Source organism: Nonomuraea angiospora (assembly GCF_014873145.1).
Classification (GTDB): domain Bacteria; phylum Actinomycetota; class Actinomycetes; order Streptosporangiales; family Streptosporangiaceae; genus Nonomuraea; species Nonomuraea angiospora.
Genome location: NZ_JADBEK010000001.1, coordinates 5,159,909 through 5,185,194, shown reverse-complemented (window position 1 = coordinate 5,185,194; position 25,286 = coordinate 5,159,909). Strand labels below are relative to the sequence as shown.

Sequence of the window (25,286 nt, the reverse complement as noted above, 5' to 3'; positions counted from 1 at the left end):
CGCATAATCATGGCGCTGCACTTGTCCATGCGAAAGAGACCATTGTGAGAAATCGGATCGGCGCCCTCTTCGGCGCACTGGCGGCGCTGTCGATGCTCGCGGTCAGCGCCTGCGGGGCGACCGCGGCCAAGCAGGCGGGCACGGGCGCGAGCGCGGCCGGCGAGCCCGTCGGCGGGCTGCGCATCATGGTGCCCAACACCCCCGGCGGCGGCTACGACACCACCGCCCGTACCGCCGCCAAGGTCATGGAGGACACGAAGATCGCCTCGGGGGTGCAGGTGTTCAACCTGCCCGGCGCGGGAGGCACGGTCGGCCTGCAGCGCACGATCAACGAAAAGGGCAACGGCAAGCTGGCCATGCTGATGGGCCTGGGCGTCGTCGGCGCCTCCTACGCCTCCAAGTCCACGGCCACGCTCACCCAGAGCACGCCGATCGCCAAGCTCATCGAGGAGGCGGGCGCGATCGTGGTGTCGAAGGACTCGCCGTACAAGACGATCGGCGACCTGGTGGCGGCGTGGAAGAAGGACCCGAAGAAGGTCACCGTCGGCGGCGGCTCCTCCCCGGGCGGCCCCGACCACCTGCTGCCGATGCGGCTGGCCAAGGCCGTCGGCATCGATCCCAAGCAGGTGAACTTCGTCTCCTACGACGGCGGCGGCGAGCTGCTGCCCGCGATCCTCGGCAACAAGATCGGGTTCGGGGCGAGCGGCTACGGCGAGTTCCTCGACCAGGTCGAGGCGGGCACCGTGCGCATCCTCGCGGTGACCAGCGCGGAGCCGATCGACGTGGTCAAGGACGTGCCCACGCTCAAGGCCTCCGGCATCGACCTGGTCTTCAGCAACTGGCGCGGCATCGTGGCGCCCCCCGGCATCAGCGACGCCGACAAGAAGACCTGGATCGACGCCATCACCCGGATGCACGACTCGCAGGAGTGGAAGGCCGAGCTGACCAAGCGCGGCTGGACCGACGCCTTCCTCACCGGCGACCAGTTCACCGCCTACCTCGCCGAACAGGACAAGAGCGTGGCCGGCATCCTGTCCGAGCTCGGGCTGGCATGAGCCGCGCCGAGCAGACCCCGGACCGCGCCCAGTACGGCGTGTGCGCGGTCCTGGCCCTGACCGGCGCGCTGGTCATCGCCGACGCGCTCCGGATCACGCACCTGACCAGCAGCAACGACCCCATCGGCCCCCGCCCGGTGCCCATGCTCCTCGGCGCCTGCCTGCTCGCGGTCGCCGTCGCGTACGGCATCGACGTCGCCCGCGGCGGCCGCGGCGAGCCGGAGGCGGGCGAGGACGTCGACCTGACCACCCGCGTCGACTGGCGCACGGTGCTGCTGCTGATCGGCGCCTTCCTGCTGAACGCCGCCCTCGTCGACTGGCTGGGCTGGGTCATCAGCGGCACGATCCTGTTCTGGGGATCGGCCTTCGCCCTGGGCAACCGGCACCACGTGCGGGGCCTGCTGATCGCCGTCACGCTCGCGCTGATCACCTTCTACGCGTTCGCGATCGGCCTGGGCGTCAACCTCCCGGCCGGCGTGCTGCAAGGCATTCTGTGATGGACAACCTGAACCTTCTGCTCGACGGCTTCGCCAACGTCATGTCCCCGGGCAACCTTCTGGTCGCTCTCATCGGCGTGATCGCCGGCACCGCCGTCGGCGTGCTGCCCGGCATCGGCCCCGCCATGACCGTGGCGCTCCTCCTGCCGATCACCTACGGCATGGACCCGACTCAGGCGTTCATCCTGTTCGCCGGCATCTTCTACGGCGGCATGTACGGCGGCTCGACCACCTCCATCCTGCTCAACACCCCCGGCGAGTCCTCCTCGGTCATCACCTCCATCGAGGGCAACAAGATGGCCAAGGCAGGCAGGGCGGCCCAGGCCCTGGCGACCGCGGCCATCGGCTCGTTCGTGGCCGGCACGATCGCCACCCTCGCGCTCGTGCTCGTCACCCCGTTCGTGGTCAGCTTCGCCATCAGCCTCGGCGCGCCCGACTACTTCGCGATCATGCTGCTGGCCTTCGTCGCCGTCTCGGCCACGCTGGGCGGCTCCCGGGTGCGCGGTTTCGCGTCCCTGCTGATCGGGCTGGTCATCGGGACGATCGGCATCGACGGCGTCACCGGCCAGCAACGGCTCACGCTCGGCATCCCGCAACTCGCCGACGGCGTCGACGTGGTCGTCGTCGCCGTCGGCATCTTCGCCGTCGGCGAGGCGCTGTGGACCGCCGCGCATCTGCGCCGCAAGGCCGCCCCCGTCGTCCCGGTGGGACGCCCCTGGATGGGTGCCGAAGATTGGAAGCGCTCGTGGAAGCCCTGGCTGCGCGGCACCGCGCTCGGCTTCCCCTTCGGCGCCCTGCCCGCCGGCGGCGCCGAGATCCCCACCTTCCTGTCGTACGCCACCGAGAAGCGGCTGGCCAGGCGGCCCGAGGAGTTCGGCAACGGCGCCATCGAAGGCGTCGCCGGGCCGGAGGCCGCCAACAACGCCTCGGCCGCCGGCACGCTGGTGCCGATGCTGGCCATCGGCCTGCCCACCACGGCCGTGTCCGCGGTGATGCTCGCGGCGTTCGAGTCGTACGGCATCCAGCCCGGCCCGCTGCTGTTCGAGCGCCAGCCGACGCTGGTCTGGACGCTGATCGCCAGCCTGTTCGTGGGCAACCTGCTGCTGCTCGTCCTCAACCTGCCCCTGGCCCCCGCCTGGGCCAGGCTGCTGCGCATCCCCCGGCCCTACCTGTACGCGGGCATCCTGTTCTTCGCCTCCATGGGCGCCTACGCGGTCAACGCCCAGCCGTTCGACCTGATCCTGCTGCTGCTCCTCGGGCTGCTCGGCTTCGGCATGCGCCGCTTCGGGCTGCCGGTGCTGCCGCTGATCGTCGGCGTCATCCTCGGCCCCCGCGCCGAACTCCAGGGCCGCCGCTCCCTGCAACTGTCCGGCGGGGACCTGTCGGGCCTGCTCGGCGGGCCCGTCTCCTACACGATCTACGCGGTCATCCTCGTCCTGCTGGCCTGGCCGTTGATCAAGCGATTCGTCCGGAGAGGCTGAGGGCCGCCTCCGCGCGGAGGCGGCCCCGTCGCTCACCTACTGCCGGCCCTCTTCCGGCAGCCCGTTGTCGAACTGCTGCTCGGGCTGCACCTGCTTGTGCGGCTTGCCCCGCTCGCCCCGCGCCAGGACGGCGGCGTCCGGGTAGTCGGTGACGAACGCGTCCACGCCCAGGTCCAGGTGCGCGCGGTACTCCGCCAGCGCGTCACCGTGGTCGGTCGCGACCTGGCCGCGGCGCAGCTGCAGGGGCAGGTACTGGTTCTCGCTGCGGAAGGTGTAGACGCCGATCTTCAGTCCCGCCTTGTGCGCGTCGGAGACCAGCGTCGTCGGGGTGCCCGAGCTGCCGTCCGGGTTGAGCGGGATCGCCGAGGACTTGTCCGGCCCGATCCACTGCGCGTACTGCGCGATCTTCGCCAGGCCCTCCGGCTTCATCATGTCCGCGTAGGTCGTCGGGTCCCCGGCCGCGGTCAGGTCGTACGGCTGGCCGGTGGTGCCCAGCGCCTGCCACAGCGGCACGCGCAGGTCCTTGGCCACCCGCTTGAGGCTGGACGGCTCGAACGACTGCACCACGACCGGGCCGCCCGGCCGGTTGAGGCCGTTGCGCTTGACGGTCTCGATCAGCGGCTCCTCCAGCGGCAGCCCGATCGACCTGAAGTACGTCGGGTGCTTGGTCTCGGGGAAGACGCCGACCTGCCTGCCGTACTGGCGGGAGAGCCGCTTGGCCAGGTCGAGCACCTCCTGGAAGGTGAGCACCTGGTAGTAGCCGTTGTAGACGGTGTTGCGCTGGCGGATCGCGGGCAGCCGCTCGACCGCGCGCAGCGTCTTCAGCTCGGCCAGCGTGAAGTCCTCGGTGAACCACCCGGTCACGTTGCGCCCGTCGACGACCTTGGTGGTCTTGCGCGCGGCGAACTCGGGGTGCAGCGACACGTCGGTGGTGCCGGAGATCTCGTTCTCGTGCCGGACGACCAGCACGTGGTCCTTGGTCGGCACCAGGTCGGGCTCGATCCAGTCGGCGCCCATGGCCACGGCGAGCTCGTAGCCGCCCTGCGTGTGCTCGGGGCGGTGGCCCGCCGCGCCGCGGTGGCCGATGACGACGACCTGGGACCGGTCGGGCGTGACCTCGGCGGCGGCCGGAGCGGCGCTCGCGCCGGCTCCGGCTAGGGGGGTGATGATGGCGAGCGTGGTGGCCGCGATCTTTCGCACGTGAAACTCCCTGCGGCATCGGCACCGGAGACTCTCACCGGTGATCGCCGCGGCGATTATGGTAAGGACCGAAATGCGACTATGGGCCAATATTGGCGAAATTTCCGGTGACAAGCCCGCCGCGGGAACAGGCCGCCGCCCGCCCGGCAACAACGGGTGTGCTACTTCAGAGCCGTGAGGCCACAGAATGAGCGGGACGAGCCGGGCCGAGGTGGATGACGCCTCGTGCATCGAACGGTCCCGGCGCGACCCCGAGGTGTTCGCCGAGGTCTTCCGCCGGCACGCCGCGGACATCACCCGCTACGTCACGCGCCGGCTGGGCGAGGACGCCGCCGACGACGTGGTGGCCGAGACGTTCCTGGCGGCGTTCCGGCAGCGCGACGGCTACGACCTGTCCCGCCCCAGCGCGCGGCCCTGGCTGTACGGCATCGCCACCAACCTGATGCGCCGCCACGTCCGGACCGAGGTCCGGCAGCTGCGCGTCGTGGAGCGCACCGGTGCCGACCCCGTCACGGCGTCGTTCGCCGAGCGCAGCGACGAGCGGCTGAGCGCCGAGGCGTCCCGGCGGCGGCTGGCGGGCGCGCTGGCGGCGCTGCCCAAGGGGCACCGTGACGCGTTGCTGCTGGTCGCGTGGGGCGGGCTCAGCTACGCGGAGGCCGCCGAGGCGCTGGGCGTACGCCTGGGGACCGTGCAGTCGCGCATCAACCGGGCCCGGGGCAGGCTCCGGGCCGAACTCGGCGGGATCAACCCTTCGGCCACCGTCAGCGAGGAGTCCGTCTGTGAATGAGATGACCAGGCTCGAGCGGTTCCGCTCGGAGGTCCCCCAGCCCGACCCGGACCGGCTGCGCGCGAACGAGGACCGGCTGCTGGCCGCCATCGCCCAGGACGCGCGCCGGCTCGGCCAGGACGAGGAGGGCCGTCCGCGCCGGTTCGGCCAGGACGAGGAGGGCCGTCCGCGCCGGTTCGGCCAGGACGCGGAGGGCCGTCCGCGCCGGTTCGGCCAGGACGCGGAGGGCCGTCCGCGCCGCGCCCCCTTCCGCCTGCCCCGGCCCGCCCAGGGGGCGCAAGGCCGCGCGCGCCGTACCGCCTCCCGCCTGCGCCGGTTCGGCCTGGTGACCGGCCTGGCCGCCGCGCTGGCGGCCGGGGCCGTGGTCGTCGCGACCCGCCGGGCCGACCCGCCCGCGGTCATCCGCACGATGCCCGCCGCCGCGTCCGAAGTCCTCACCCGGGCAGCGCAGAACGCGACCAGGACGCCCGAGCTGCACCCCGAGCCCGGCCAGTTCCTCGTCTACGAATCGCGGACCATGGACCCCGCCACCGGCGAGGACCGCGACAGGCGCCCCATGCGCTACCTGTCCCGCGCCGTGCGCAAGGTCTGGCTGCCCGTGGACGGCGACGCGACGGGCGGGTTCATCGAGGAGGAGGTGCTGGAGCCCAAGCCGTGGCCCGGCTGGCCGATCCCGCCCGAGGCCCGCGAGAACCTCGGCCGCCACGGCCCCTCCAAGCTCGCCGACTTCGACGACCGCGCCGAGTTCCTGCGCAACGACTACGCCTACGTGAGCCGCCTGCCCACCGACCCGCGCAAGATGTACGAGCACCTCTACACCCAGCTCGGCAACACCCGGCAGGACGACACCGACGCCTGGGACCGGGTCCGCGGCCTGCTCACGGAGGCGTACCTGCCCGCGGCCCAGCGCGCCGCCCTGTTCCGCGCGGCGGCGGCCATCCCCGGCGTCGTCACCGTCGAGCACGCCGTGGACGCCGCCGGGCGCGCGGGCATCGCCGCGGCCAGGGTCGATCCCGTGCTCGGGCAGCGGCAGGAGTACATCTTCGACCGCGAGACGTACCTCTACCTGGGCGAGCGCAGCGTCGTCACTGACGCGGCCCGGGCCGGGGCGCCGGTGGGCACGGTGCTGACCTCCTCGGCGCAGCTCAGCGTCTCGGTCGCCGACCACGGGCCGTCAGCAGCAGCGAGGGACTGACCGCACGGGCCCTGCCGCCGGGCGGGTGACGGCGCTCGCCACGGGTCCGGCGGACCCGGCCGCCGGGTGGGTGACGGCGCTCGCCACGGGTCCGGCGGACCCGGTCGCCGGGTGGGTGACGGCGCTCGCCTCCCGGTCGGCGGCAATCCGGCCGCGCAGCATGGTCTCCATGACCTTCATGAGGCGCTGCGCCCGGGGAGCGCCGACGACGAACGGGTTCCCGGCCCCGGTCGAGCCGCCGCGCAGCTCCTCGGCGCCGGGGAGAGCGCCTTGACGAGTCGCCGCAGGACCAGGTCGTCGCCGGCCAGCCCGGCCGCGCGGTCGTAGTAGTCCTGGGCGCGCCCGGCCGTGGCGGACGACGCCTCGGCCGCGCCTCCTGCCGGCGGCAGGAGGGCGGAGGTGACCAGGAGGGATCGACGCTGGTCAGGCGCGCGCCTGCATGTTCGGGGCCGTGCGGGGCGTGAAGAGCGCGACCAGCACCAAGGCCACGACGGTCAGCGGCACATTGATCAGGAAAATCCACCGGAAGGACAGGAAGTTGGTGATGACGACGCCGATCAGGGGCCCCGCGATCAGGGCCGGGACGGCGAGCACCACCGGGATCACCAGCGCCGGCCACCACTCGGTGCCGCGGAAGTGCTCCCGGGTGAGCTCGAAGCCGGCCCGCAGCACGATCGCGACCGCAAGTCCCTGCCCGGCCCGGCAGCCGATCAGCATGGCGCCGTTCGCGGCGAACGCGGCCGCCGCCGAGGCCAGGCCGAACGCGCCGAGCCCCAGGAGGAGCACGCCGAGCCGGCCCTTCACGGGGATCAACACCCCTAACAGGGCGGCGGGATAGAGGTAGATCAGCCATACGCCGGCGGCCGAGGTCAGGTCGAGGTCCCTGGAGATCTCCTGCTGAGCCACGTCCAGGGCGGTCCAGTTCGCCGCGAAGAGCGCCACGCACAAGCTCAGGGCGACAATCATCTGCCATCGTCCAGTCACTCGCCGCACTTTACTCTCACGCATTTGACGATCATCTGCCGCGACCATTACGAGAAGTTGCCTAGTGACTCCGAAGGGTTACTATTGCGTGGGGCCGGCAGACCCTTCCTGGCCCTTCCCCCTGACCACGGAGTGCCGCATGGAGCGAACGGTTCTGGCCGCCGTCACCGAACGTCCCGACGCCGACTCGGCACTAGCCGAGCAGCTCCGCCGCGTGTGCGCGGCGATGGACGAGCTCGGGCTCCAGGTGCGCTGGACCCATCGGGCCGAGGACGGCCTGGCGGTGGTCGGGTCCGACGCGTCGCTGTCGGCGGTGCTGGTGGCGTGGGAGGCGCCGGGGGCCGAGGAGCTGCTGGGCGCGGTCTCCAGGCGGTTCCGCGGCCTGCCCGTCTTCCTGATGACGCACGAGCAGGAGCTTCCGCTGTGGGTCTACGAGGTCATCCAGGGCTACGTCTTCCCGCTGGAGGACACCCCGCGCTTCATCGCCGGCCGCATCGCCTACGCGGCCGAACAGTACGCCGAGAACATCCTGCCGCCGTTCTTCGGCGCGCTGCGGCGCCTTGAGGACCACCACCGCTACTCCTGGCACACGCCGGCGCACGCCGGAGGCGTGGCGTTCCTCAAGTCGCCGGTGGGGCGGGCGTTCTTCGACTTCTACGGGGAGCGGCTGCTGCGCACCGATCTGTCCATCTCCGTCACCGAGCTGGGCTCGCCGCTCGACCACACCGGCCCGATCGGCGAGGCAGAGCGCAACGCCGCCCGGATCTTCGGCGCCGACCGCACGTTCTTCGTGGTCAACGGAAACTCCACCGCCAACCGCATCGTCGGCCACCACGCGATCGCCCGCGACGACACCGTCCTGGTCGACCGCAACTGCCACAAGTCGGTCCAGCACGCGCTGGCCATCAGCGGGGCCCGCCCGGTCTACCTCGTGCCCGAGCGCAACGGGCTCGGGCTGGCGGGCCCGATCCCGCCCGCCGCGCTGGCGGCGGACGCGATCCGTGCGCTGGTGGCCGCGCACCCCCTGGCCGCCGGAGCGCCGGCGTACGCGGTGATCACCAACTCCACGTACGACGGGGTGTGCTACGACGCGGTGCGGGTCGGCGAGCTGCTGGGCGCCAGCGTGCCGCGGCTGCACTTCGACGAGGCGTGGTTCGCCTACGCCCGGTTCAACCCGCTCTACGCCGGCCGCTACGGCATGGCGATCGACGAGCGCACGCTGCCCGGCCCCGGCCGTCCCACCGTGTTCACCACCCAGTCGACGCACAAGCTGCTGGCCGCGCTGTCGCAGGCGGCGATGCTGCACGTCCGTCCCGCGGAGCGGGCGCCGGTCGACTACGACGCGTTCAACGAGACCTACCTCATGCACGCCTCCACCTCGCCGCTCTACCCGATGATCGCCTCGCTGGACGTCGCGGCGGCGATGATGGACGGCCCGTCGGGGCCGTTCCTCACCGGGGAGGCGATCGTCGAGGCGGTCCGGTTCCGGCAGGCGATGGTGCGGCTGGCCGCGCGCATCCGCGAGGACGGCCGGCGTCCCGACTGGTTCTTCGGCGTCTGGCAGCCCCGTACGATCACCGATCCGCGCACCGGGCGGAGCGTCCCGTTCGCCGAGGCCGACCCGGCGCTGCTCTGCGCCGAGCCCCGGTGCTGGACGCTGGAGGCGGGGGCGGCATGGCACGGGTTCGACGGGATGGCCGAGGATTACGGCCTGCTCGACCCGGTCAAGGTGACGATCACCTGCCCGGGGGCCGACGCCGCCACCGGCACGCTCGACTGGGGCATCCCGGCCCGCATCGTGGCCGCCTACCTGCAGCGGCGCGGCATCGTCGTGGAGAAGACCGGCGACCACACGCTGCTGGTGCTGTTCTCCATGGGGATCACCAAGGGCAAATGGGGCACCCTGATCGACGCGCTCACCGACTTCAAGAACGCTTACGACGACGACCTGCCCCTGGCGGAGGTGCTGCCCGGCTTCGGGCCGCCTGCGGTCTCGTTGCAGAAGTTCTGCACCCTGGTCCACGAGAAGCTGCGCGACTCCGAGCTCGGCAAGCTGCTCGACCAGGTCTTCACCACCTTGCCGGAGCCGGTGTCCACCCCCGCCGACTGCTACCAGGCCATGATCCGGGCCCGCACCGAACGCGTCCGGCTGGCCGACCTGCCGGGCCGGGTCGCTGCGGCCACGGTGGTGGTCACCCCGCCCGGCATCCCCATGCTGATGCCCGGCGAGGCGACCGGTCCGGCCGACGGTCCGCTGATGACCTATCTGCGGGCTCTGGAGGACTTCGACCGGGCCTTCCCCGACCTGGCCACCGAGATCCACGGCGCCCACCGCGACGGCGACGGCTGCTACTGGGTGGAGGTCGTCAAGGCCTGACCCCGCCCACCGCCCCGGCCGCGCGGGCATGAGGCGGATCCTGCTGCCGGCCATGCTCGCGAAGACAGCCGCGACGCGCTCTCCGATGGAGGGCTCGACGTCGGGATCGGCGCCGGCGGCCTTCCGGGACGCGGACCTGGTCGCTCCGGAGCGCGACCCGTGCGACGACTCGATGGACGCGGGGAGGCCGGGGGACAAGAGCTTCGCCGGGGTCTGCGCGCCGGGGTCTGTGCGGCGGGGTCTGTGCGGCGGGGTCTGCGCGCCAAAGCCTGCGCGCAGGTCCGCCGCGACCGGGTCTTGGCCGGCGAGGACCGCTGCCGCCGCGACCGGGGTCTTGGTTGGCGAGGACCGTTGCCGCCGCGACCGGGGTCTTGGTTGGCGAGGACCGTTGCCGCCGCGACCGGGGTCTTGGTTGGCGAGGACCGCTGCCGCCGCGACCGGGGTCTTGGTTGGCGAGGACCGCTGCCGCCGCGACCGGGGTCTTGGTTGGCGAGGACCGCTGCCGCCGTGACCGGGTCCTGGTTGGCGAGGACCGCTGCCGCCGTGACCGGGTCCTGGTCGGCGAGGACCGCTGCCGACGCGAGATCCTCGACCGCCCGCGCGTAGGCCGGGCCGCCGACCTCGCGCGAGGTGCCCGACACGTGCGAGAAGCCATGGGGCTCCGCCGGTCCTCGCGGGCTGGCGGCGGCTCGCTTTCCACCGCGTGGGCTGGCGGTGGTTTGCTCTCCAGCGCGCGTGTCGGTGGCGGCTTGCTCTCCAGCGCGTGTGTCGGCGGTGGCTTGCCAGCCGCCTCGCGGGTCGGCGGGGGCTCGCCCTCCGCCGTGCGGGCCGGCGGGGGTCGATCTGGGAGGGGTGGGCTGGGTGGAGTGTCGGAGGGGGCCGGCTCGGGTCACCGCTCCTCGTAGGTGATCTGGTGCTTGGCGGCGATGGCGCTGAGCTTCTTGGGGTCGAACCGTCCGTCAGTGGTGGTGGCCTCCGGTCCGGCCTCGGCGGCGTCCTCGAGGTAGCACTCCCATCCGCCCGGCGTGGAGATCTGGATCACCCGCGGAGGCGGGGTGGATCCCCTGCGCAGGGCGTGCGGGACACCGTGCGGCAGCAGCACGAACCCGCCCGCCGCGACGTGCTCGACCCGGTCGTCGAACTCGACCTCCAGCACCCCGTCCAGCACGTACACGCATTCGTCGGCCACGTGGTGGACGTGCCGGGGGATGTCGAGGGCCAGGGTCACCTCCAGCAGGGAGAGCCTGCCCTCGGTGTCCTCCGTCCTGGCCTTGAGGCCGAACACGGGCGGCATGGGGACCCGGCTCGGCCGTACCTCGCCGGGCTTGAGCAGGATGAAACGATCCTTCGACATGATGACGACCCTTCGGATGTGGCATAATGGAATGCGGAATCCGGATTCCGTAATTGAGTCTAGACAGAGGATCGCAAGGCATGTCAACTCCGCCGACCCGCCGCAAGCCGCGTACCGACGCCGAGCGCAACCGGGACCGCGTCCTGGAGGCGGCCCGCGCGCTGTTCGCGGAGCACGGCTACGACGTGCAGATGTCGGAGGTCGCCCGCGTGGCCGGGGTCGGCGTCGGCACCCTGTACCGCAAGTTCCCGACCCGTGAGGCCCTGATCGAGGCCGTCGCAGAGCGCCGCTCCGCCGAGCTGGTCGCCTTCGCGCGGGAGCGATGCCTGGCCGAGGGTGATCCCTCTCAGGCGCTGGCCCGGTTCCTGAGGCACGTCGGTGAGGTGCTGGCGGATCATCGTGGCATGTCGGAGGTGATCGAGCAGGCCATGGGCTCGACCGAGCCGCAAGGGGAGCCGCGCGCGAAGCTCCACGCCGTCGTCGGGGAGCTGATCGATGCGGCGCGAGCCGGCGGCACGGTCGGGCCGGACGTGACGGCCGCGGACGTCAACATGGTCGTGTGCGGGCTGGCGGCCGTCATCCGGCATTCCGCGGGTGACTGGCGGCGGTTCACCGAGATCGCGCTCAGCGGCCTCCGGCCGTGAGGGGCGTCGCCGCCTACGGGTATCGATAACGCCACGCCGCATACTCTCTGTGGCTGATCGCTACCATCCGTTATTGCGGGTGGATGTGAGCAGGACATCTGCCACCGATCATGGAGACCTCATGGCCCACCTCATGTGCCGCGTGGTCCTGGCCGCCACCTTCACGTCAGTCGGCCCGGCCGTGCCTGGCGTCGCTCACGCCGGCCAGCGGGACGCGTCCTGCCCGGACTCCTCGATCTGCGGTTGGATGCGATCTCACAATGGGGGCGCTCCGGCCGTCGTCTACGAGGAGTGGGAGGCCGCGGGTTTCATCTACCCGCCCGTGTCGACCGTGCAGCACCGGGCCGACGAGCCCCGGTGCTTCTACGAGCAGCCGATGTTCTCCAGGAGGCAGCGCCGGGTCAACTCCGGCGAGATGGTCGAGTCCCTCGGCTTCCGCGCGGAGTCGGCCCACAGGACCGGCTGAGGGTCAGGCGTCGGCGGAGCCGGACTCGGCGAGCAGCTCCCCGGCCAGCTCATGTGCCGGCTGGTGACCGCTCGCCAGCGCCTGCGTCCACGCGGCGCGCGCGCCGATCTCGTCCCCATCCGCACGGCGGACGATTCCCAGGTAGACGAGGGCGAGTGGGGCAACCCTCGGATGGCCCACCGCGGCGATCTGCTCCAGACGCCGTAACGACCTCGCTGCCCGATACGCCAGTCGCGTGTGTTCGCTCGCGCCGGCGTAGTCGTTCAGCATGAACTCGAAGGCTGCCACCAGCCAGGGATCGCCGTGCTCGTCGCTGAAGCCCGCGGCCCGCTCCATCGCCTCATGGGCCTGCCGGCGGGATTCCCCATTCAGCAGGACGCCGAGATAGAGCGCCGCGGCCGTGGCGAGTTCGGGGTCGCCGGCATCCATCGCGCGGCGGTAGGCGTCGGCGGCCGCCTGGGAATCGTGACCGGCGAGCAGGTCACCCATCGCGATCATCGCCTTGATCGCCTGCCGTGGATGGCCGTGGTCGATGGTGTGCTCGAACGCCTCCTGAGCCTGCGCCACCTCACCCCACCATTCCAGCCAATAGCCCAGGTGACGACTGGCTCTACCGCCGTACCAGCTGTGGCCGGAGTCTCGGGCGAGCTTGAGCCACTTGACCGACTCCTCTCGTTCGTCCAGCTTGGCCAGCAGGATGCCCAACCGCATTTGGGCCTGTGCGATGGCCTCTGGCCAACCCGAGTCCACGGCGCGCCGGTATTCGTGGCGTGCCGCCGTGTAGGAGCCTTCGCCCGCGTCGGCTCTGGCCTCGAGGACCAGTCCGAGTGTGGCCCGCGCCTCGGCTCCTAGGTGGCCTTCGTCCTTGTCCGCGACCAGGCGCACCGCGCGCTCGGCGGCGTCCAGCACGCCGTAGTCGTAAGCGGTGCTGCCCACGTCCAACAACGCGGCGAGGTCCGAGCCGTCGAGCAGGCCGATCAGGGCGTCCCACACCTCCTTGCGCGGATCCTCCTGCACGGCGTCCATGAGGTAGTCGAAGGTCCGGTAGAGGCCGTCGCCCTGCGGGATGAGCATGCTGGTGGTGGCGTACGGGCGATGCACGGCCCACGCCACGGCCTCCTCCCACGGCTCCGGCCGCGATATCGCGTGGTAGGGAGTGCCGCGCAGGTAATGGTCGTGGAGCGGGCGCAGGAAGTCGAGCGTCACGCCCGAGGTGTAGCCGGCGCGTCGAACGTCCACGGCCGCGGCCACCAACGCCCAGCCGCGTAAATGGGCGCTGGAGGGGGAGTGCGCGGCACGCCAGTCCTCCAGCAACTGGGGACCAGCGGCGAGGTATTCCGCCACTCCGAACTCGTCGGCGTGCGCCAGCGCGTCTGCGACCCTGTCGTCACCCGCGGCCGCGTTCGCCCTGGCCACTTCGTGTTCGCTCCATTGGAGAGGGAGGGGAACCCACGTGGCACGGCCCAGAAGCTGACGGCCCACCCGACGGTATTCGGTCTCCCGCTCGTCCGGGTCCGCGGCGTCCGCACGCGAACCGAACGCCTCCAGCTCCACGGTGCGGATCGTCGCCAGGATGACGATCTCCCCATCCTGGAGCAGGTCGTCCACCATGCCCACAGTCAGTTTCGCGCCGCCCAGGTAGCGCTCGACGTCGTCCAGCCACAACACGCTCGGCCGGTGCCGGCGGGCCAGCTCGACCGCCTGACGCACGTCCTCCGACAGATAGGGCGCGACCACGACATGGCCGCTCAGGCACGCGCGCATCGCCTCGAACGCCGCCCTCGTCTTCCCCGAGGTGGACTCGCCGGTGACGAGGACGAAGCCGCCCGCCTTCAGTGCCTCCTCGACCTCGCGACTGGCATCCCGCCTGATGAATGGCACCTCGTCCGCCCGGGCGTCCGCACGTCCGAAGCGATGGTCGAGCGCCGCCACCCGTACGAGATCGCGGACTCGGGGCAGCCGGTCACGCGGGCCGGCCACGAACCTGTCGCCGAGCCGTTCCCTTTGAGTGCTCCGTCTTCTCGCCCATCCGACCAGCGCGGGAGGCACGACCAACAGGGCGAGCACGGCGGCCAGCCATCCGGCGTACTCCAGCCCTTCCCGCACGATGGCTACGGTGATCGCCATCAGCAGGGCGACGGAACAGCTGACCGCGACCGCCCATGGCCACCATCTAGGCATGGACGATTATGTTCCGGCCGCCCACGATCCGGAAGGTTTCCGCGTCCCGCTGTGGATGAAAGGCTCTAGCCGTAAGACTTGGCGACGCCGTCGAGCAGGTGCTCGAGCGTGTCGTACGAAGGGATGTCGACCACGTCGATGAGGTCCTTCGGGACGGGCACGTCGTGATCCGCGGCGACCTTGGCGAACCGGGTGGCGTCGCCCGAGCGGAGCCCGTGTTCGGCGGCGAGGCCCTGCAGCTCCGGGTCGGTGCTCAGGAGGCGTCCGATCCGGTCGCCCGTCGGGGTGAGCGGTACCAGCGTGTGCTGGGACAGCACCGTCGGCGACGGGTACATCAGCGCCATCCCGGGCTTGAGCCGGCCCCGCGCGGCGGCGTCCACGTACTGCGCCTCGTAGATCCAGACCATCGGGGTCGGCCCCATGCCCACCGTCAGGTATTCGTTGAACGGGCCCTCGGAGGTGTTGTCGGTGTAGCCCTGGCTGGTGAACAACTGGGTCATCAGGGGCAGCACGCTCTTCTCGGCGGTGGTGCCGTGCACGACCGCGTTGCCGTTGGCGACATAGCTGGCCGTCGCCAGGTACATGGCCGCGGAATTCGACGTGCGCGGGTCCGTCGTGGAGACCAGGACGTTCTTGTCGACGGGGTAGGCGGAGTTACGCGAGAGCTGGGCCCATTTCGTGCCCGACGTGACGAGCCCGAGATAGCGGTCGACGCTGAAGGTCGGGACGGGCCCCTTCTTCACCACGCCCGCCTTGGCCAGCACGTCCACGATCGGCTGGAACGTCGCGATCGCCATCGGCGAGGAGAACGGCGTGTATTTCGTGTTGACGTGACGCGCGCGCTGGATCGACTCGCCCGCGGGCGCGCTCGACGGGAACGCGAAGTCGTACCGGTCGAGGTTGATCGAGGTGGCGATCTGGCGCGAGCCCGCCGATTCGACCTCGACCTTCACGCCCTGGCCGGCGAGGGCCTGCTGCACGCGCGGATCCTCGAAGAACGCCTTCTTCTCGGAGCCGATCACCCCGCGCACGATCGTGAGCGGGGGAGGGGGCGGGGGGTCGTCCTGGCTGACGTTCACCACGACGACGACGGCGGTCACGACGACCGCCGCCGCGGCCAGGGAAAGAAATCCCTTACTGCGAATGAGGGTGGCCGGCTTTCGGGATGGCCGGTCGTTTTCCGGAGAGTGAATTTCCGGTGAATCGGGGATATCGTCGGCTGTCTCCGGTGATTCGAGGTCCACTAGCTCGTCGGCCGCCCGCGCCTGCGCCGCCAACTCTCCGTGCGCGATGCGTTCCACCAGAATGGGAACGAAATCCCTGATGGGAAAGCCGTCGAAACGCTTGCGAGCCGCCTCCATGACGGCTCTGACGTGCTCGGCCGAGTGAGTGCCGGTGTAAAGCTGAACCAGGCGATCGGTGGCCCGGCTTATCGCCTGTTCTTCACGGAGAGTATCGACGCCCACCAGTATCTCCTCGACCTCATATATCGCCGCAGACTGCCGCGTCTGCCCGCGCGCGCGGGGCCAACCTTATAGGGGTTTCGGTCGAGAGGATAACTCGAGTCAATCGGTTATTAAACGTCGCCGGGAATCGTCCGTTCACCGTTGAACCATTATTTGTTTAATCGGATTTCATACGCGCGCACCCGGCGCAGCGCCTCGATGTCGCGCAGGGGGTCCCCTTCGACCCGACGACCCAGAGGCTGGGCAGCATCTGGGTCGTCGATGGGGACGAGCCGCTGGGCCAGGAGGTGCGGCGGATCCTCGAGCCGGCCGCCGGGAACGTGGCGCTGCACCCGCTGCGCCGCCGCGCCGAGCCCGACCCCGAGCGGCGCCGGCGCGTGGAGGCGGTCATGCGCCTGCCGGACGGCACGTCGCAGGACGCCTCTGGCCTCGGGCTGTCCGCGCCGGTGACGGTGGTCGCCCTGGGAACGGGCACCGACGCCCCCGCAGACGCGGCCGTGGCCAGGCGGATCGCCGACGCCCCCGCGGACGTGGCCGTGGCCAGGCGGATCGCCGATCTCGTCACCCTGTCCGGCTCCGCCTACCGCCGTACGGTCGTCGCCGTGGCCCTGGGCGTGCGGGCCTACGCCCTCGTCGCGGACACCAGGTCGCGGGCGTGCGCCCTCGCGGGCGAGTTCGTGAGCGCGGCCACCCGCGCCTTCGGCCTGCCGGTGCGGGCCGGCATCGGGCCTACCGCTCCCGCCCTCGCCGGCGTCGGGCCTGCCGTTCCTGCCCTGGCCGGCGTGGCCGTCTCGCGCGCCGACGCCGATCTGGTGCTGGACGTCGCCGGCCGGAACGCCCCCGCCGTCGTACGGGTGGAGGACGTGCGAGCCACGCTGACCCTCCACCGGCTGAGAGGGCTGGTCGAGCAGGACACCGCCAGGGGGACCGCCTGGTTGCCGGCCGGGGGCTCAGCGCCTGATGGGGCGGCCGGGCAGCGCGTCGAGGAGGAGCTCTCCCGACCGCACCACGAACCGGCCGCCGACCAGCACGTGCGCGTAACCGGCCGAGGGCGTGGTGCTGCGGGCGTAGGTGGCCCGGTCCCCGACCGTCCCCGGGTCGAAGACGACCAGGTCGGCGTCGCAGCCCGGCTGGATCCTGCCCTTGCGCCGCATGGCGGGCACGGCGTCCTCCAGCACCCGGGCGGGCAGCAGGCTGCAGCGGGCCACCGCCTCCAGCAGCGTGAGGCGGCCCGTCTCCCTGACGTGGCGGCGCAGCACGCGCGAGAACGTCCCCGCCGTACGGGGATGCGTGACGGCGGACGGCGGCAGCGGCCAGGCCAGCGGCTCGGGCGGTCCGCCCACCCAGGTCAGCGGCATGGCGTCGGAGCCCACGACGGTGCCGGGGCTGAGCAGTGCCCGGTCGACGAACGCCAGGTCGGCGGGGTCGTCCTCGTCGAAGAAGTGGATGACCGCGAGCCCGCCCGGGTCGGCGGCACGCAGCCGGCGCAGCGTCTCCGCGTCGGCGACCCGCTCTCCCGTGGGGACGTAGACGATGGACTGAGGCCCGATGCCGGAGGCGGGCAGGGCCTCGGGGGCGAGGAAGGCGGCGCCGATGCCGGTCATCCCCGCGCCGTAGGGGTACGCCTCGGTGGTCACCCGCGCGCCCTCGGCCCGCACCCGCTCCACCAGCGTCAGCACCCGGTCGAGCTGGCGCAGCGACGTGCTGTTGACGTGGCAGTAGTGCATGTGGGCGCCCGTTTCGACGGCCGCCATGACGATCTCCTCGGCGCCGTCGATCGGCAGGTCAGGCGTCTGCTCGACCAGGTCGCGGGCGTGGGTGTAGGTGGGCGTGCCCGCCTTGGCGGCGAGCCCGGCGACCGCGACGTACTCCCGCGGGTCCACCCTGGGCGCGTACCCGATCAGCAGGCCGATCCCGAGGGCCCCGTCGGCGAGGTCGGCCTCGATCAGCCCGAGCAGCGCCTGGAGCTGCGCCCGGCCGGCCTCCGCCTGCCAGGCGGGGCTGCCGATGGCGCCGAGCGCGGCGGCCAGCCCTCCGCCGTGCGGCAGCCCGCCGACCGCGGCCATCCTGGCCATGCCCCAGGAGGCGGAGAAGCCGTAGTTGAGCGGGCGCCCTTCCGCCGCGGCCGCGGCGTACGCCTCCGACACGGGGCTGATCCCCGCCTCCAGGTCGAGCACGGTGGTGACGCCGTCGAGCGCCTGCAGCCGGTGCCCGGCGACGGTGTGGGAGTGACTGTGCAGGTCGATCCAGCCGGGCGCGATCGCCAGCCCGGAGACGTCGAGGTGCTCGCGGCCGGACAGCGGCCGCGCCGAGACCGCCGAGATCACGCCGCCGGTCACGCCTACGTGGGCGACGGTGTCGAGACCGGTCTCCGGGTCGAGGACCCGGGCGCCGCCCAGCACGAGGTCATGGGTGTCCATTGGCGCACCGTACCCGGTCGGGGTGGTGGGGCGGCTTGTGTGGGAAGACGAGTTTCGTGCTGGATTTTCGTCCGGTCTGCCCTGCCCGGAGCCGCCCTCGCCCTCCAGTTCGCCGATGCGGGCGCGGATCTTGTCGAGGCGCTCGCGCACCCGGTCGGGCAGCACGCACACGGCTAGAGCGCCCCCATGTGCTTGAGCTCGCGCCAGACGGCCACCCGGGCCCGCGAGGTGGTGGCGGGCACGCGGTAGACCGCTCGGGAGGTCATGGCCCCAGGTCCTGTCCATCGGCCGGCTTGCTGCCGGATATGTCGGAGATCTGGGGCGTTGTCCTGATCTTCAGCGATTGCTCTCTCGGAGTTGGCCGACAGGTCTGACAATCGCTTTGACCGCGGGTTCGCGGTGCAATCCCCCACGGAGGAAACTCTGATGCGAGTCGTCCAACTGCTCACCGCCGCGGCCGCGGCCCTCGCCACGGCGGCCGTGCTCGCCGCACCCGCGGTGGCGCAGGCCGATCAGGGCCGCCCGATCCAGGTTCGCCGCGACCACTCCGACGTACGGGTCCCGTTCCTCGTGAAGCGGGCCGGCGAGGCGGTCGTCGACCTGAACGCCGCCGCGCCCGGCACGGACTGGGGCGTGAAGGGCGGGGAGTCGGCCGTCGTGTCGATCTACGTCGACAACCGCTACGCCACCGACCTCGTCGTCTCCGGAGACCAGCGGCTGCCCCGGCAGCTCGCGCTCGGCTCGCTGCGGCAGGGTCCGCACGTGCTGCGGCTGCGCTTCGCCGGTGAGCGATCCGCGGCGGGGAGTACGTCCGTCCTGCTCGACCGGGTGAAGGTGACGACGTACGCGCCGGGCGGCGCCGAGTACCTGGCCCTGCGCTACGCCCCGATCGTCTACGGCCGCAACCTCTCCGAGCTCGGCACCCCGTACCAGAACGCGACGACCGACACGCCGCTCATCGCCTGGCACGAGGCCGGCCCCGGGTCGGCGCCGGGCCGGACGAAGCTGACGTACTCCGTCGTGTGGAGCAACGAGGACGGCGGGACCAACACGCCGGCGCTGATGGCGCGCTGGGGCCGGACCACCGACATCGAGTGGGTCTACGCGGTGGAGGTCGACGAGCGCGGCAACCGGGTCGCGGGCAGCGACACCTACCAGGCCGCCAACCACCAGACGCTGCAGTTCGCCGGCACGTACGAGGGCGACCACGCCCAGCTGGAGACCTGCACGAACAACAACAACATGTGCGACAAGGTCACCGACCCGATGCGGTTCTTCCTGTCGGCGCTGCAGACCCGGCCGGCCGCTGAGGCCCGCGAGTACATGATGGACACCAACTCCTGGACCTACCAGATCATGTCCAAGGAGATGATCCGGGAGGGCAAGATCGAGGCCGCCTCCGGCACGACGCCCGCCACGCCGGAGGTCAGCGACCAGCGCAACTACCTGTACGCGGTGGTCAAGAAGACGACCGACCGGCCCAACACCGGCTCGTCCTGGGTCGGCGTCGCGCTCGGCGTGCGCCTCAAGAGCGGAGCCACCGTCTACCTGTCGAACCACGTGGACCCGACCTGGTCCATCCAGCGGGACGACCCGGCCGCGACCACGGTGGAGCTGCCGCCCGGCACGACGGCCGACGACATCCAGGAGATCACCGCCAACCGCGTCGTGGTCGGCACCGACAACGGCGCGGTCGTGCACGTCACCGGCATCAAGCGCGGCTTCTTCCTGGGGCAGGACTACCTGCCCCAGGAGTCCTTCCTCGCCTGGAACGGCGACGTCACCGTGGACGCCGGCACCCCCTCCGCGGTGATCTGGCGCCGCTGAGCCCCCCCGTGACAGGCGTCCGGCCGGGGCCTCAGCCGGCCGGGCGCCTGCCGAGCTCGTCGGACCAGCCCATGTCCTCCAGCGCCACCCGCAGCAGGAGCTTGCCCTTCTCGGCCAGCTCGTACTGCAGCAGCTCCGCCGACTGCTCGTCCACGACCAGCCGCACCGTGAGCTCGTGCGCCGTCGGCGTGGAGAGGGCGACCCCTGTGCGCCCCAGCGCGTCCGACGTCCTGCCCTCCAGCGTCACGGCCGGCTGGTCGGCCAGCACGCGGAACAGGGCCGCGCGGGTGCCCGGCTTGAGCGGCGCGGTCATCAGGTCCACGGCGGTCTGCCAGAGGTAGCCGGCCTTGTCGGTGTCCGCGCTGTTCGGGCTGCGCTTCCAGAGGTCGTCCAGGCGGCGGCGCAGCGCGTCCTCGCCGGTGGGCAGGTCCCCGAGGTTGCGCAGGTTGAGGCTCGGGTTGTCGATCGACAGGATTCGCTCGGTGTCGTCGTCGTAGGTCTTGGGCCTCTTCTCGGCCAGCTCGGGGGAGCCGGCCGCCCGCCAGTCGGCCTCGTCCTGCGGGGAGCCGAAGGTGACCTCGACGTCCTGGTTGCTCACGCTGCGGCCGGTCTCGCCCGCCTTCATCGGGCGCCAGGTCTCACGGGTGTCGGCGGCGAAGGCCGCGTACGGCAGCTCGGCGATCCCGCCGGTCTTCAGCTCCATGACCTTCCTGTCGAACTCCTTCTTCGCGGCGGCCAGCCGCTCGGGGGCGCCCTTGAGCCCCGCCTCCTTGTCCTCCTGGGCCTTGCGGAGGGCATCGAGCTTGGCCGCGTAATCGCCCGGCACGTTGTGCACCTTCGCGAACGTGCGCTCCCGCAGGTACCAGTAGCGGCCGGACCCGGCCGGCTCGCGCAGCGCCGTCGAGGCCGCCGCGAGCAGGAAGGAGCGGGCGGTCGCCGGCTTGGCCGCGACCGCCGGGCTCTGCGTCTTGGGGGCCGGCGTCCCGCCGGAGGCGACGACCACGGTGGCGGCCGCGAGCCCGGCCGCCGCCGCGCTCGCCACCAGCAGGAACGGCCGCCGCGAGCGCCGCCTGACGCGCGGCGTGGCGAAGGCGCGGGCCAGGTCGGCCGAGCGGCGCCGCCGGTAGCCGTCCTCGGCCAGCTCGTCCAGCCCGTCGGGCTTGAGCTCGGCGAAGATTCGGTCGGTCATGAGGGGTCCTCCAAGGGTGTGGTCAGGAGTCGAGGCTGCGGGCCGGGCTCGCGCCGCCCAGGCGGAGGGCCTGGGTGAGGCGCTTGCGCGCACGGTGGAGCCGGACGTTGTACGTACGGACCGAGCAGCCCACGACGGAGGCCGCCTGCTCGGGCGGCAGGCCGTACCAGGTGGCGAAGATCATGGCCTCCACGTCGTGCTCCGGCAGGGCCGACAGCGCGGCCAGCGCGCTCTCCCTGTCGATGACGTGCTCGGCCACGTCCCAGGCCACCTGGTCGCGCGGGGTGGTCAGGGCCACGATCCGGTCGACCAGGGCCTGCCGCCGGTGGCGCGAGTCGCGCTGTTTGGCCAGCAGGTTGCGCGCCACTCCGAGTAGCCACGGCAGCGGCGGCTCCGGCAGGTCGTCGAGCCGCCGCCACGCCACCAGGAACGTCTCGCTGGAGACGTCCTCGGCCAGGTCGCGCTCGGCCCGGAGCAGGGCGTAGCCCAGGACGCTGCGATAGTGCCGGTCGTAGAGGTCTGTGAATCGTTCCTCGGGATCATCCACACCCAGTAGTCCCTCCGGACGTCCCCGGATTACCGCGACTCACCGAATTATTCGGTTGCTCTCCTCCCGCGTGAGCCGGTTACGACGGGCCGCTGGCCCGGATGGCGGCGGGGCCATGGCCGTACCAGCGGTGGATGGCCCGCCGCAGCGCCCGGGAGTCGGTGAAGCCGACCCGCGCGGCGATGGAATCCACGCTGAGCGTGGTCTCCCGCAGCAGGCGGTCCACCCGACGCCGGCGCAGGCTCTCCAGCTCCTCCCGCCAGCTGGTGCCCTCGTCGCGCAGGCGGCGCTGGAGGGTCCGGGGGCTCATGGCCAGCCGCGCGGCCACCTGATCGAGGCCCGGCGGGCCGCCGGTGACCGCGGACTCGAGCACGGAGTGGAACCGGTCGAGCCAGCCCAGCACCGGCCGGGCGGCCGCGACGGACAGCCGCGCGTGGTCGTCCAGGATCGCGGCGAGCGCGGGGTCGGCACGCGGTAGCGGGGCCTCGATGTCGGCCCGGGCGAACGTGATCGACGGTTCGCCGGTCTCGAACTCGACGCGCCTGGTGCCGAAGAGCTCCATCAGGTGCCTGGGCGCGGCGGGCGAGCGGTGCGGCAGGTGGACGCGTACCGGCGTGATCCGCCGTCCGGCCCCCGAGCTCGCCATGACGAGCATCATGTACGTCGCGAACTCCGCGATCACCGGGTAGTCCGGGTGGTCGCGGTAGGGCCCCTGCCAGCTGACCGTCGCCCCGCCGTCGTCCTCGCGGGTGACGACGAGCCGGTCGGCGGGGTCGGCGATGGCCGTGAGGCGGCGGGAGGCCACCTGGAACGCCTCGCCGAGGGTGCCGGAGACGGCGAACAGGTAGTCCCACACGCCCAGTCCGCCCGGCCGCCACAGCTCCATGACCCGGTCGCTGCCGCCCGTCTCCCACGCCGGGCCGGAGACCAGCTCCCAGACCCGCAGGATGGTGGCGGTGGGGATGCGGATCCCGTCCTCGTCCAGGACGGCGAGGCCGGGCACGCCGGCGAGGCGGGACCGGTCCAGCCCTGCCGCGATGCCCGCCCTGACCAGCAGGCGGGTCAGATGGGGCGAGACGGTGCCCTTCATCGCGCCGTCTCCCATCGCGCTGCTCACCATGAACTCCCAGCGGAAGTGGCGCCTTCGGTCCACCCGATGACGCCTTCGGCCCTCCTGACGGACTCTCGCAATTTCTACCTTCATCGGCAGACAGCCCCTTCAGGGGCCTTGTGGGAGGAACATGATGGAGAACACGCTGTTCGACTACAGCCCGATCGTCGGGCGCGAACCGATCCGCTGGCCAGGCGGTGCCCGCGTCGCCTTCTACGTCGGCCTGAACGTGGAGCATTTCACCGTCGACCGCCCCTCCACCAGCATCAACGAGGCGACCGCGGCACTCGTGCCGGACCCGCTGAACTACGGCTGGCGCGACTACGGGCCGCGGGTGGCGATCTGGCGCGTGATGGAGGTCCTCGACCGGCACGGGATCCGGGCGAGCGTGCTGCTCAACGCCGACGTGTGCGAGCGGTACCCGCAGATCATCGAGGAGGGCAACGCCCGCGACTGGGCGTGGCTGGCCCACGGCAAGAACAACTCCACGCTCCAGGCCGACGTCGGCGACGAGCGCGCCTACCTGACGGAGGTGGTCGAGACCATCGAGAAGGCCACCGGGCAGCGGCCGCGTGGCTGGCTGGGTCCCGCGCTCACCGAGACGTTCCGGACGCCGTCCCTGCTCGCCGAGCTCGGCCTGGGCTACGTGCTCGACTGGACCAACGACGACCAGCCGTACCGGCTGAACGTGCCGGGGATGCTGAGCGTGCCGTACTCGCTCGAACTCAACGACCTGGGCATCTTCACGATGCACGGCAGGAGCGGCGGCGACTTCGTGCAGCTGGTCAAGGACCAGTTCGACCAGCTCTACGCGGAGTCCGCCGAGAGCGGGCGGGTCATGGCGCTGGCGCTGCACCCGTTCGTCATCGGCCAGGCGTTCCGGGCCAAGTACCTGGACCAAGCGCTGGAGTACATCGCCGGTCACGACGGCGTATGGCTGACGACCAGCGACGAGATCGCCGAGCACTACGCGGGCACGGGGCGGTCGTAGAGTGACCGCGTGAGAAGACATATCGCGTTCGAGCGGCTCCACAACTTCCGGGATCTCGGCGGCTACCGGGCCGCCGGCGGGAGCGTGGTGCGGTGGGGGCGGCTGTTCAGGTCCGACTCGCTGGCCAAGCTGCGCGGCGAGGACTGGGAGCGCTTCCTCGGCTTGGGCGTCCGTACGGTGATCGACCTGCGCTACCCCTGGGAGATCGAGGCCAAGGGGCGGGTGCCGCACCACGACGGGGTGGCCTATCACAACCTCAGCATCGAGCACCGGCCCTACGACCAGGCGGAGATCGACCCGGACGCCGACCCGTGGCGCTTCCTGGCCGACCGCTACGCCGAGGTCGCCCTCGACGGGGTCGCCGAGCTGCGGCAGGCCCTGGAGGTCATCGCCTCGGCGGACGAGCCGCTGGTGTTCCACTGCGCCTCCGGCAAGGACAGGACCGGGCTGGTGGCCGCACTGGTGCTGGCCCTGCTGGAGGTGCCGGAAGACGACATCGTGCGGGACTTCGCGCTGACCGAGCTGGCCACCGACCGGCTGATCGCCGACTGGCGGACGGCCAACCCGGGCCGCGAGCTGAGGTGGCCCGGGTACGGCAGGGCCCCCGCCGAGATCATGCGGCTCTTCCTGGCCGACCTGGCGGCGGCGCACGGCTCCGTCCGGGGTTATGTCACCGAGCGGCTCGGCGTGGAGGAGGAGCTGATCTCAGAGCTCCGGGGCCGGTACCTCCACGACGGCTAAGCCGGCGCCCTGCGGGTGTAGACGACGCGGTCCACCAGCCGTTCGGACTGGCCGGGAGGCGTGAAGTACAGGTCGAAGGTGTGCTTGTCGTTCGACCTGATCGTGATCACGGTCCGCATCGGGATGGTCTTCCCGACGTACTCCGGGCCGAGCACGCCGGGGTCGGTGAACGTGCCGGGCAGCGACAGCTTGTTGGTGCGCTTGGTGAGCGCGGGCCCGCGGTAGGTCATCGCGGTGGGGGTGACGCTGTCGAAGGTCGTCCACTCGTAACGTCGGTCGATGGTGGAGAAGCCGAGGACGCCCAGGCGGAAGTAGGGGTTGCCGCCCAGGGTCCCCTCGGTCCGCTCCTCCAGGAAGCGGCCGCCGGTCTTGGCGATCCACCGCGTCGTGACCGTGATGTCGCGGGAGACGATCGGCTTGCCGCCGCCGAGGAGGTAGTTGGTTTTGACGGCCTTCCACGTGCCGGCCAGCGGGTCGAGCTGCCGGTGGAAGGGGCCGGGCGCGAGGGCGTCGGCGGGCGCGCTGCGCACCTGGGCGGCGGCCCGCGCGGTGATCGGTGCCGCGGCGGACGCACTCGGCGCGCCGGCCAGGCCCAGTACGGCCACGGCCGAGACCAGGGCCGGTGCCAGTCGGTTCAGCATGATGTCTCCACAGTGCTCGTGGGGCTCGGACGAGCCCGGCCGCCGGAGTGATCTCGGCGCAGAGGGATCGTGACATCGGGGACAGAGCCGCTGATAGTGTCGCTGTACTCGGCCGGGTATGCATTTTGCACG

General features: G+C 71.8%; 23 protein-coding genes and 1 pseudogene. 11 read left to right on the top strand and 13 right to left on the bottom strand.

Annotation, left to right across the window (positions count from 1 at the left end; genetic code table 11):
- Positions 1 to 44 precede the first annotated feature (44 nt).
- The 3 genes from H4W80_RS23400 to H4W80_RS23390 are packed head-to-tail and all read left to right on the top strand — an operon-like array spanning position 45 to position 3,033.
- Positions 45 to 1,055, top strand: a complete 1,011-nt coding sequence (locus H4W80_RS23400; protein ID WP_318787018.1) for a Bug family tripartite tricarboxylate transporter substrate binding protein — start codon at positions 45 to 47, stop codon at positions 1,053 to 1,055.
- On the top strand, positions 1,052 to 1,552 hold the full coding sequence (locus H4W80_RS23395; RefSeq protein ID WP_192787049.1) for a tripartite tricarboxylate transporter TctB family protein: 501 nt from the start codon (positions 1,052 to 1,054) through the stop codon (positions 1,550 to 1,552). Before H4W80_RS23400 ends, H4W80_RS23395 begins: the two co-directional genes overlap by 4 nt.
- Positions 1,552 to 3,033, top strand: a complete 1,482-nt coding sequence (locus H4W80_RS23390; protein ID WP_192787048.1) for a tripartite tricarboxylate transporter permease — start codon at positions 1,552 to 1,554, stop codon at positions 3,031 to 3,033. Before H4W80_RS23395 ends, H4W80_RS23390 begins: the two co-directional genes overlap by 1 nt.
- 36 nt (positions 3,034 to 3,069) lie before the next feature.
- On the opposite strand, the gene H4W80_RS23385 is transcribed toward H4W80_RS23390, so the two are convergent.
- Positions 3,070 to 4,233: a glycerophosphodiester phosphodiesterase gene (locus tag H4W80_RS23385; RefSeq protein ID WP_318787017.1), complete on the bottom strand. Its 1,164-nt coding sequence runs from the start codon at positions 4,231 to 4,233 to the stop codon at positions 3,070 to 3,072.
- A 187-nt stretch (positions 4,234 to 4,420) separates the two neighbouring features.
- Between H4W80_RS23385 and H4W80_RS23380 the strand changes: the two genes are divergently transcribed.
- Both H4W80_RS23380 and H4W80_RS23375 read left to right on the top strand, forming a co-directional pair.
- Positions 4,421 to 5,020 carry an RNA polymerase sigma factor gene (locus H4W80_RS23380; RefSeq protein ID WP_192787046.1) on the top strand — a complete coding sequence of 200 codons (600 nt, stop codon included), beginning with the start codon at positions 4,421 to 4,423 and terminating at the stop codon, positions 5,018 to 5,020.
- Position 5,021: 1 nt separating this feature from the next.
- Positions 5,022 to 6,215 carry a CU044_5270 family protein gene (locus H4W80_RS23375; RefSeq protein ID WP_225965186.1) on the top strand — a complete coding sequence of 398 codons (1,194 nt, stop codon included), beginning with the start codon at positions 5,022 to 5,024 and terminating at the stop codon, positions 6,213 to 6,215.
- Here H4W80_RS23375 and H4W80_RS23370 read toward each other — a convergent pair.
- Both H4W80_RS23370 and H4W80_RS23365 read right to left on the bottom strand, forming a co-directional pair.
- Positions 6,195 to 6,395 (bottom strand): hypothetical protein, encoded by a 201-nt coding sequence (locus H4W80_RS23370; protein ID WP_192787045.1) that lies wholly within the window; start codon positions 6,393 to 6,395, stop codon positions 6,195 to 6,197. The two genes, H4W80_RS23375 and H4W80_RS23370, sit on opposite strands and share 21 nt — an antisense overlap.
- Positions 6,396 to 6,638: 243 nt before the next feature.
- Positions 6,639 to 7,199 carry an MFS transporter gene (locus H4W80_RS23365; RefSeq protein ID WP_192787044.1) on the bottom strand — a complete coding sequence of 187 codons (561 nt, stop codon included), beginning with the start codon at positions 7,197 to 7,199 and terminating at the stop codon, positions 6,639 to 6,641.
- Between the two features lie 139 nt (positions 7,200 to 7,338).
- On the opposite strand from H4W80_RS23365, the gene H4W80_RS23360 reads away from it, so the two are divergent.
- The gene (locus H4W80_RS23360) at positions 7,339 to 9,576 is read left to right on the top strand and encodes an Orn/Lys/Arg family decarboxylase (RefSeq protein WP_192787043.1); all 2,238 of its coding nucleotides are present in this window, start codon (positions 7,339 to 7,341) and stop codon (positions 9,574 to 9,576) included.
- Between the two features lie 889 nt (positions 9,577 to 10,465).
- Here H4W80_RS23360 and H4W80_RS23355 read toward each other — a convergent pair.
- Complete coding sequence (locus H4W80_RS23355; protein ID WP_192787042.1) at positions 10,466 to 10,930, bottom strand: cupin domain-containing protein; 465 nt, start codon at positions 10,928 to 10,930, stop codon at positions 10,466 to 10,468.
- Between the two features lie 80 nt (positions 10,931 to 11,010).
- Here H4W80_RS23355 and H4W80_RS23350 point away from each other — a divergent pair, with 80 nt between their 5' ends.
- Together H4W80_RS23350 and H4W80_RS23345 are read left to right on the top strand one after the other, a co-directional pair.
- Complete coding sequence (locus H4W80_RS23350) at positions 11,011 to 11,574, top strand: TetR/AcrR family transcriptional regulator (protein ID WP_192787041.1); 564 nt, start codon at positions 11,011 to 11,013, stop codon at positions 11,572 to 11,574.
- 121 nt (positions 11,575 to 11,695) lie between these two features.
- Positions 11,696 to 12,040, top strand: coding sequence for a hypothetical protein (locus H4W80_RS23345; RefSeq protein ID WP_192787040.1), 345 nt, complete (start codon positions 11,696 to 11,698; stop codon positions 12,038 to 12,040).
- A 3-nt stretch (positions 12,041 to 12,043) separates the two neighbouring features.
- On the opposite strand, the gene H4W80_RS23340 is transcribed toward H4W80_RS23345, so the two are convergent.
- The 5 genes and pseudogenes from H4W80_RS23340 to H4W80_RS23325 form a co-directional block, all read right to left on the bottom strand.
- Complete coding sequence (locus H4W80_RS23340; RefSeq protein WP_192787039.1) at positions 12,044 to 14,221, bottom strand: P-loop NTPase family protein; 2,178 nt, start codon at positions 14,219 to 14,221, stop codon at positions 12,044 to 12,046.
- 65 nt (positions 14,222 to 14,286) lie between these two features.
- Positions 14,287 to 15,321, bottom strand: coding sequence for a substrate-binding domain-containing protein (locus H4W80_RS23335; protein ID WP_318787016.1), 1,035 nt, complete (start codon positions 15,319 to 15,321; stop codon positions 14,287 to 14,289).
- Between the two features lie 186 nt (positions 15,322 to 15,507).
- Positions 15,508 to 15,687: pseudogene (locus H4W80_RS64590) on the bottom strand (three-helix bundle dimerization domain-containing protein); the annotation flags it as partial.
- A gap of 149 nt (positions 15,688 to 15,836) precedes the next feature.
- Positions 15,837 to 16,574: a hypothetical protein gene (locus tag H4W80_RS23330; RefSeq protein WP_192787038.1), complete on the bottom strand. Its 738-nt coding sequence runs from the start codon at positions 16,572 to 16,574 to the stop codon at positions 15,837 to 15,839.
- Between the two features lie 63 nt (positions 16,575 to 16,637).
- Complete coding sequence (locus H4W80_RS23325; RefSeq protein ID WP_192787037.1) at positions 16,638 to 18,107, bottom strand: amidohydrolase family protein; 1,470 nt, start codon at positions 18,105 to 18,107, stop codon at positions 16,638 to 16,640.
- Positions 18,108 to 18,533: 426 nt separating this feature from the next.
- On the opposite strand from H4W80_RS23325, the gene H4W80_RS23320 reads away from it, so the two are divergent.
- Entirely contained in the window at positions 18,534 to 19,934 is a 1,401-nt protein-coding gene (locus H4W80_RS23320; RefSeq protein ID WP_192787036.1) for a hypothetical protein, read from the top strand.
- A gap of 31 nt (positions 19,935 to 19,965) precedes the next feature.
- On the opposite strand, the gene H4W80_RS23315 is transcribed toward H4W80_RS23320, so the two are convergent.
- From H4W80_RS23315 to H4W80_RS23305, 3 genes are all read right to left on the bottom strand, one after another.
- The gene (locus H4W80_RS23315) at positions 19,966 to 21,123 is read right to left on the bottom strand and encodes a CU044_5270 family protein (protein ID WP_192787035.1); all 1,158 of its coding nucleotides are present in this window, start codon (positions 21,121 to 21,123) and stop codon (positions 19,966 to 19,968) included.
- 22 nt (positions 21,124 to 21,145) lie between these two features.
- On the bottom strand, positions 21,146 to 21,670 hold the full coding sequence (locus H4W80_RS23310; RefSeq protein ID WP_192787034.1) for an RNA polymerase sigma factor: 525 nt from the start codon (positions 21,668 to 21,670) through the stop codon (positions 21,146 to 21,148).
- A 79-nt stretch (positions 21,671 to 21,749) separates the two neighbouring features.
- Entirely contained in the window at positions 21,750 to 22,823 is a 1,074-nt protein-coding gene (locus H4W80_RS23305) for an AraC family transcriptional regulator ligand-binding domain-containing protein (RefSeq protein WP_192787033.1), read from the bottom strand.
- Between the two features lie 88 nt (positions 22,824 to 22,911).
- Between H4W80_RS23305 and H4W80_RS23300 the strand changes: the two genes are divergently transcribed.
- Positions 22,912 to 23,772, top strand: a complete 861-nt coding sequence (locus tag H4W80_RS23300) for a polysaccharide deacetylase family protein (protein WP_225963616.1) — start codon at positions 22,912 to 22,914, stop codon at positions 23,770 to 23,772.
- 9 nt (positions 23,773 to 23,781) lie between these two features.
- Positions 23,782 to 24,513 (top strand): tyrosine-protein phosphatase, encoded by a 732-nt coding sequence (locus tag H4W80_RS23295; RefSeq protein WP_192787032.1) that lies wholly within the window; start codon positions 23,782 to 23,784, stop codon positions 24,511 to 24,513.
- Here H4W80_RS23295 and H4W80_RS23290 read toward each other — a convergent pair.
- Positions 24,510 to 25,154 (bottom strand): DUF1579 family protein, encoded by a 645-nt coding sequence (locus H4W80_RS23290; protein ID WP_192787031.1) that lies wholly within the window; start codon positions 25,152 to 25,154, stop codon positions 24,510 to 24,512. The genes H4W80_RS23295 and H4W80_RS23290 overlap by 4 nt on opposite strands.
- Positions 25,155 to 25,286: the final 132 nt, after the last annotated feature.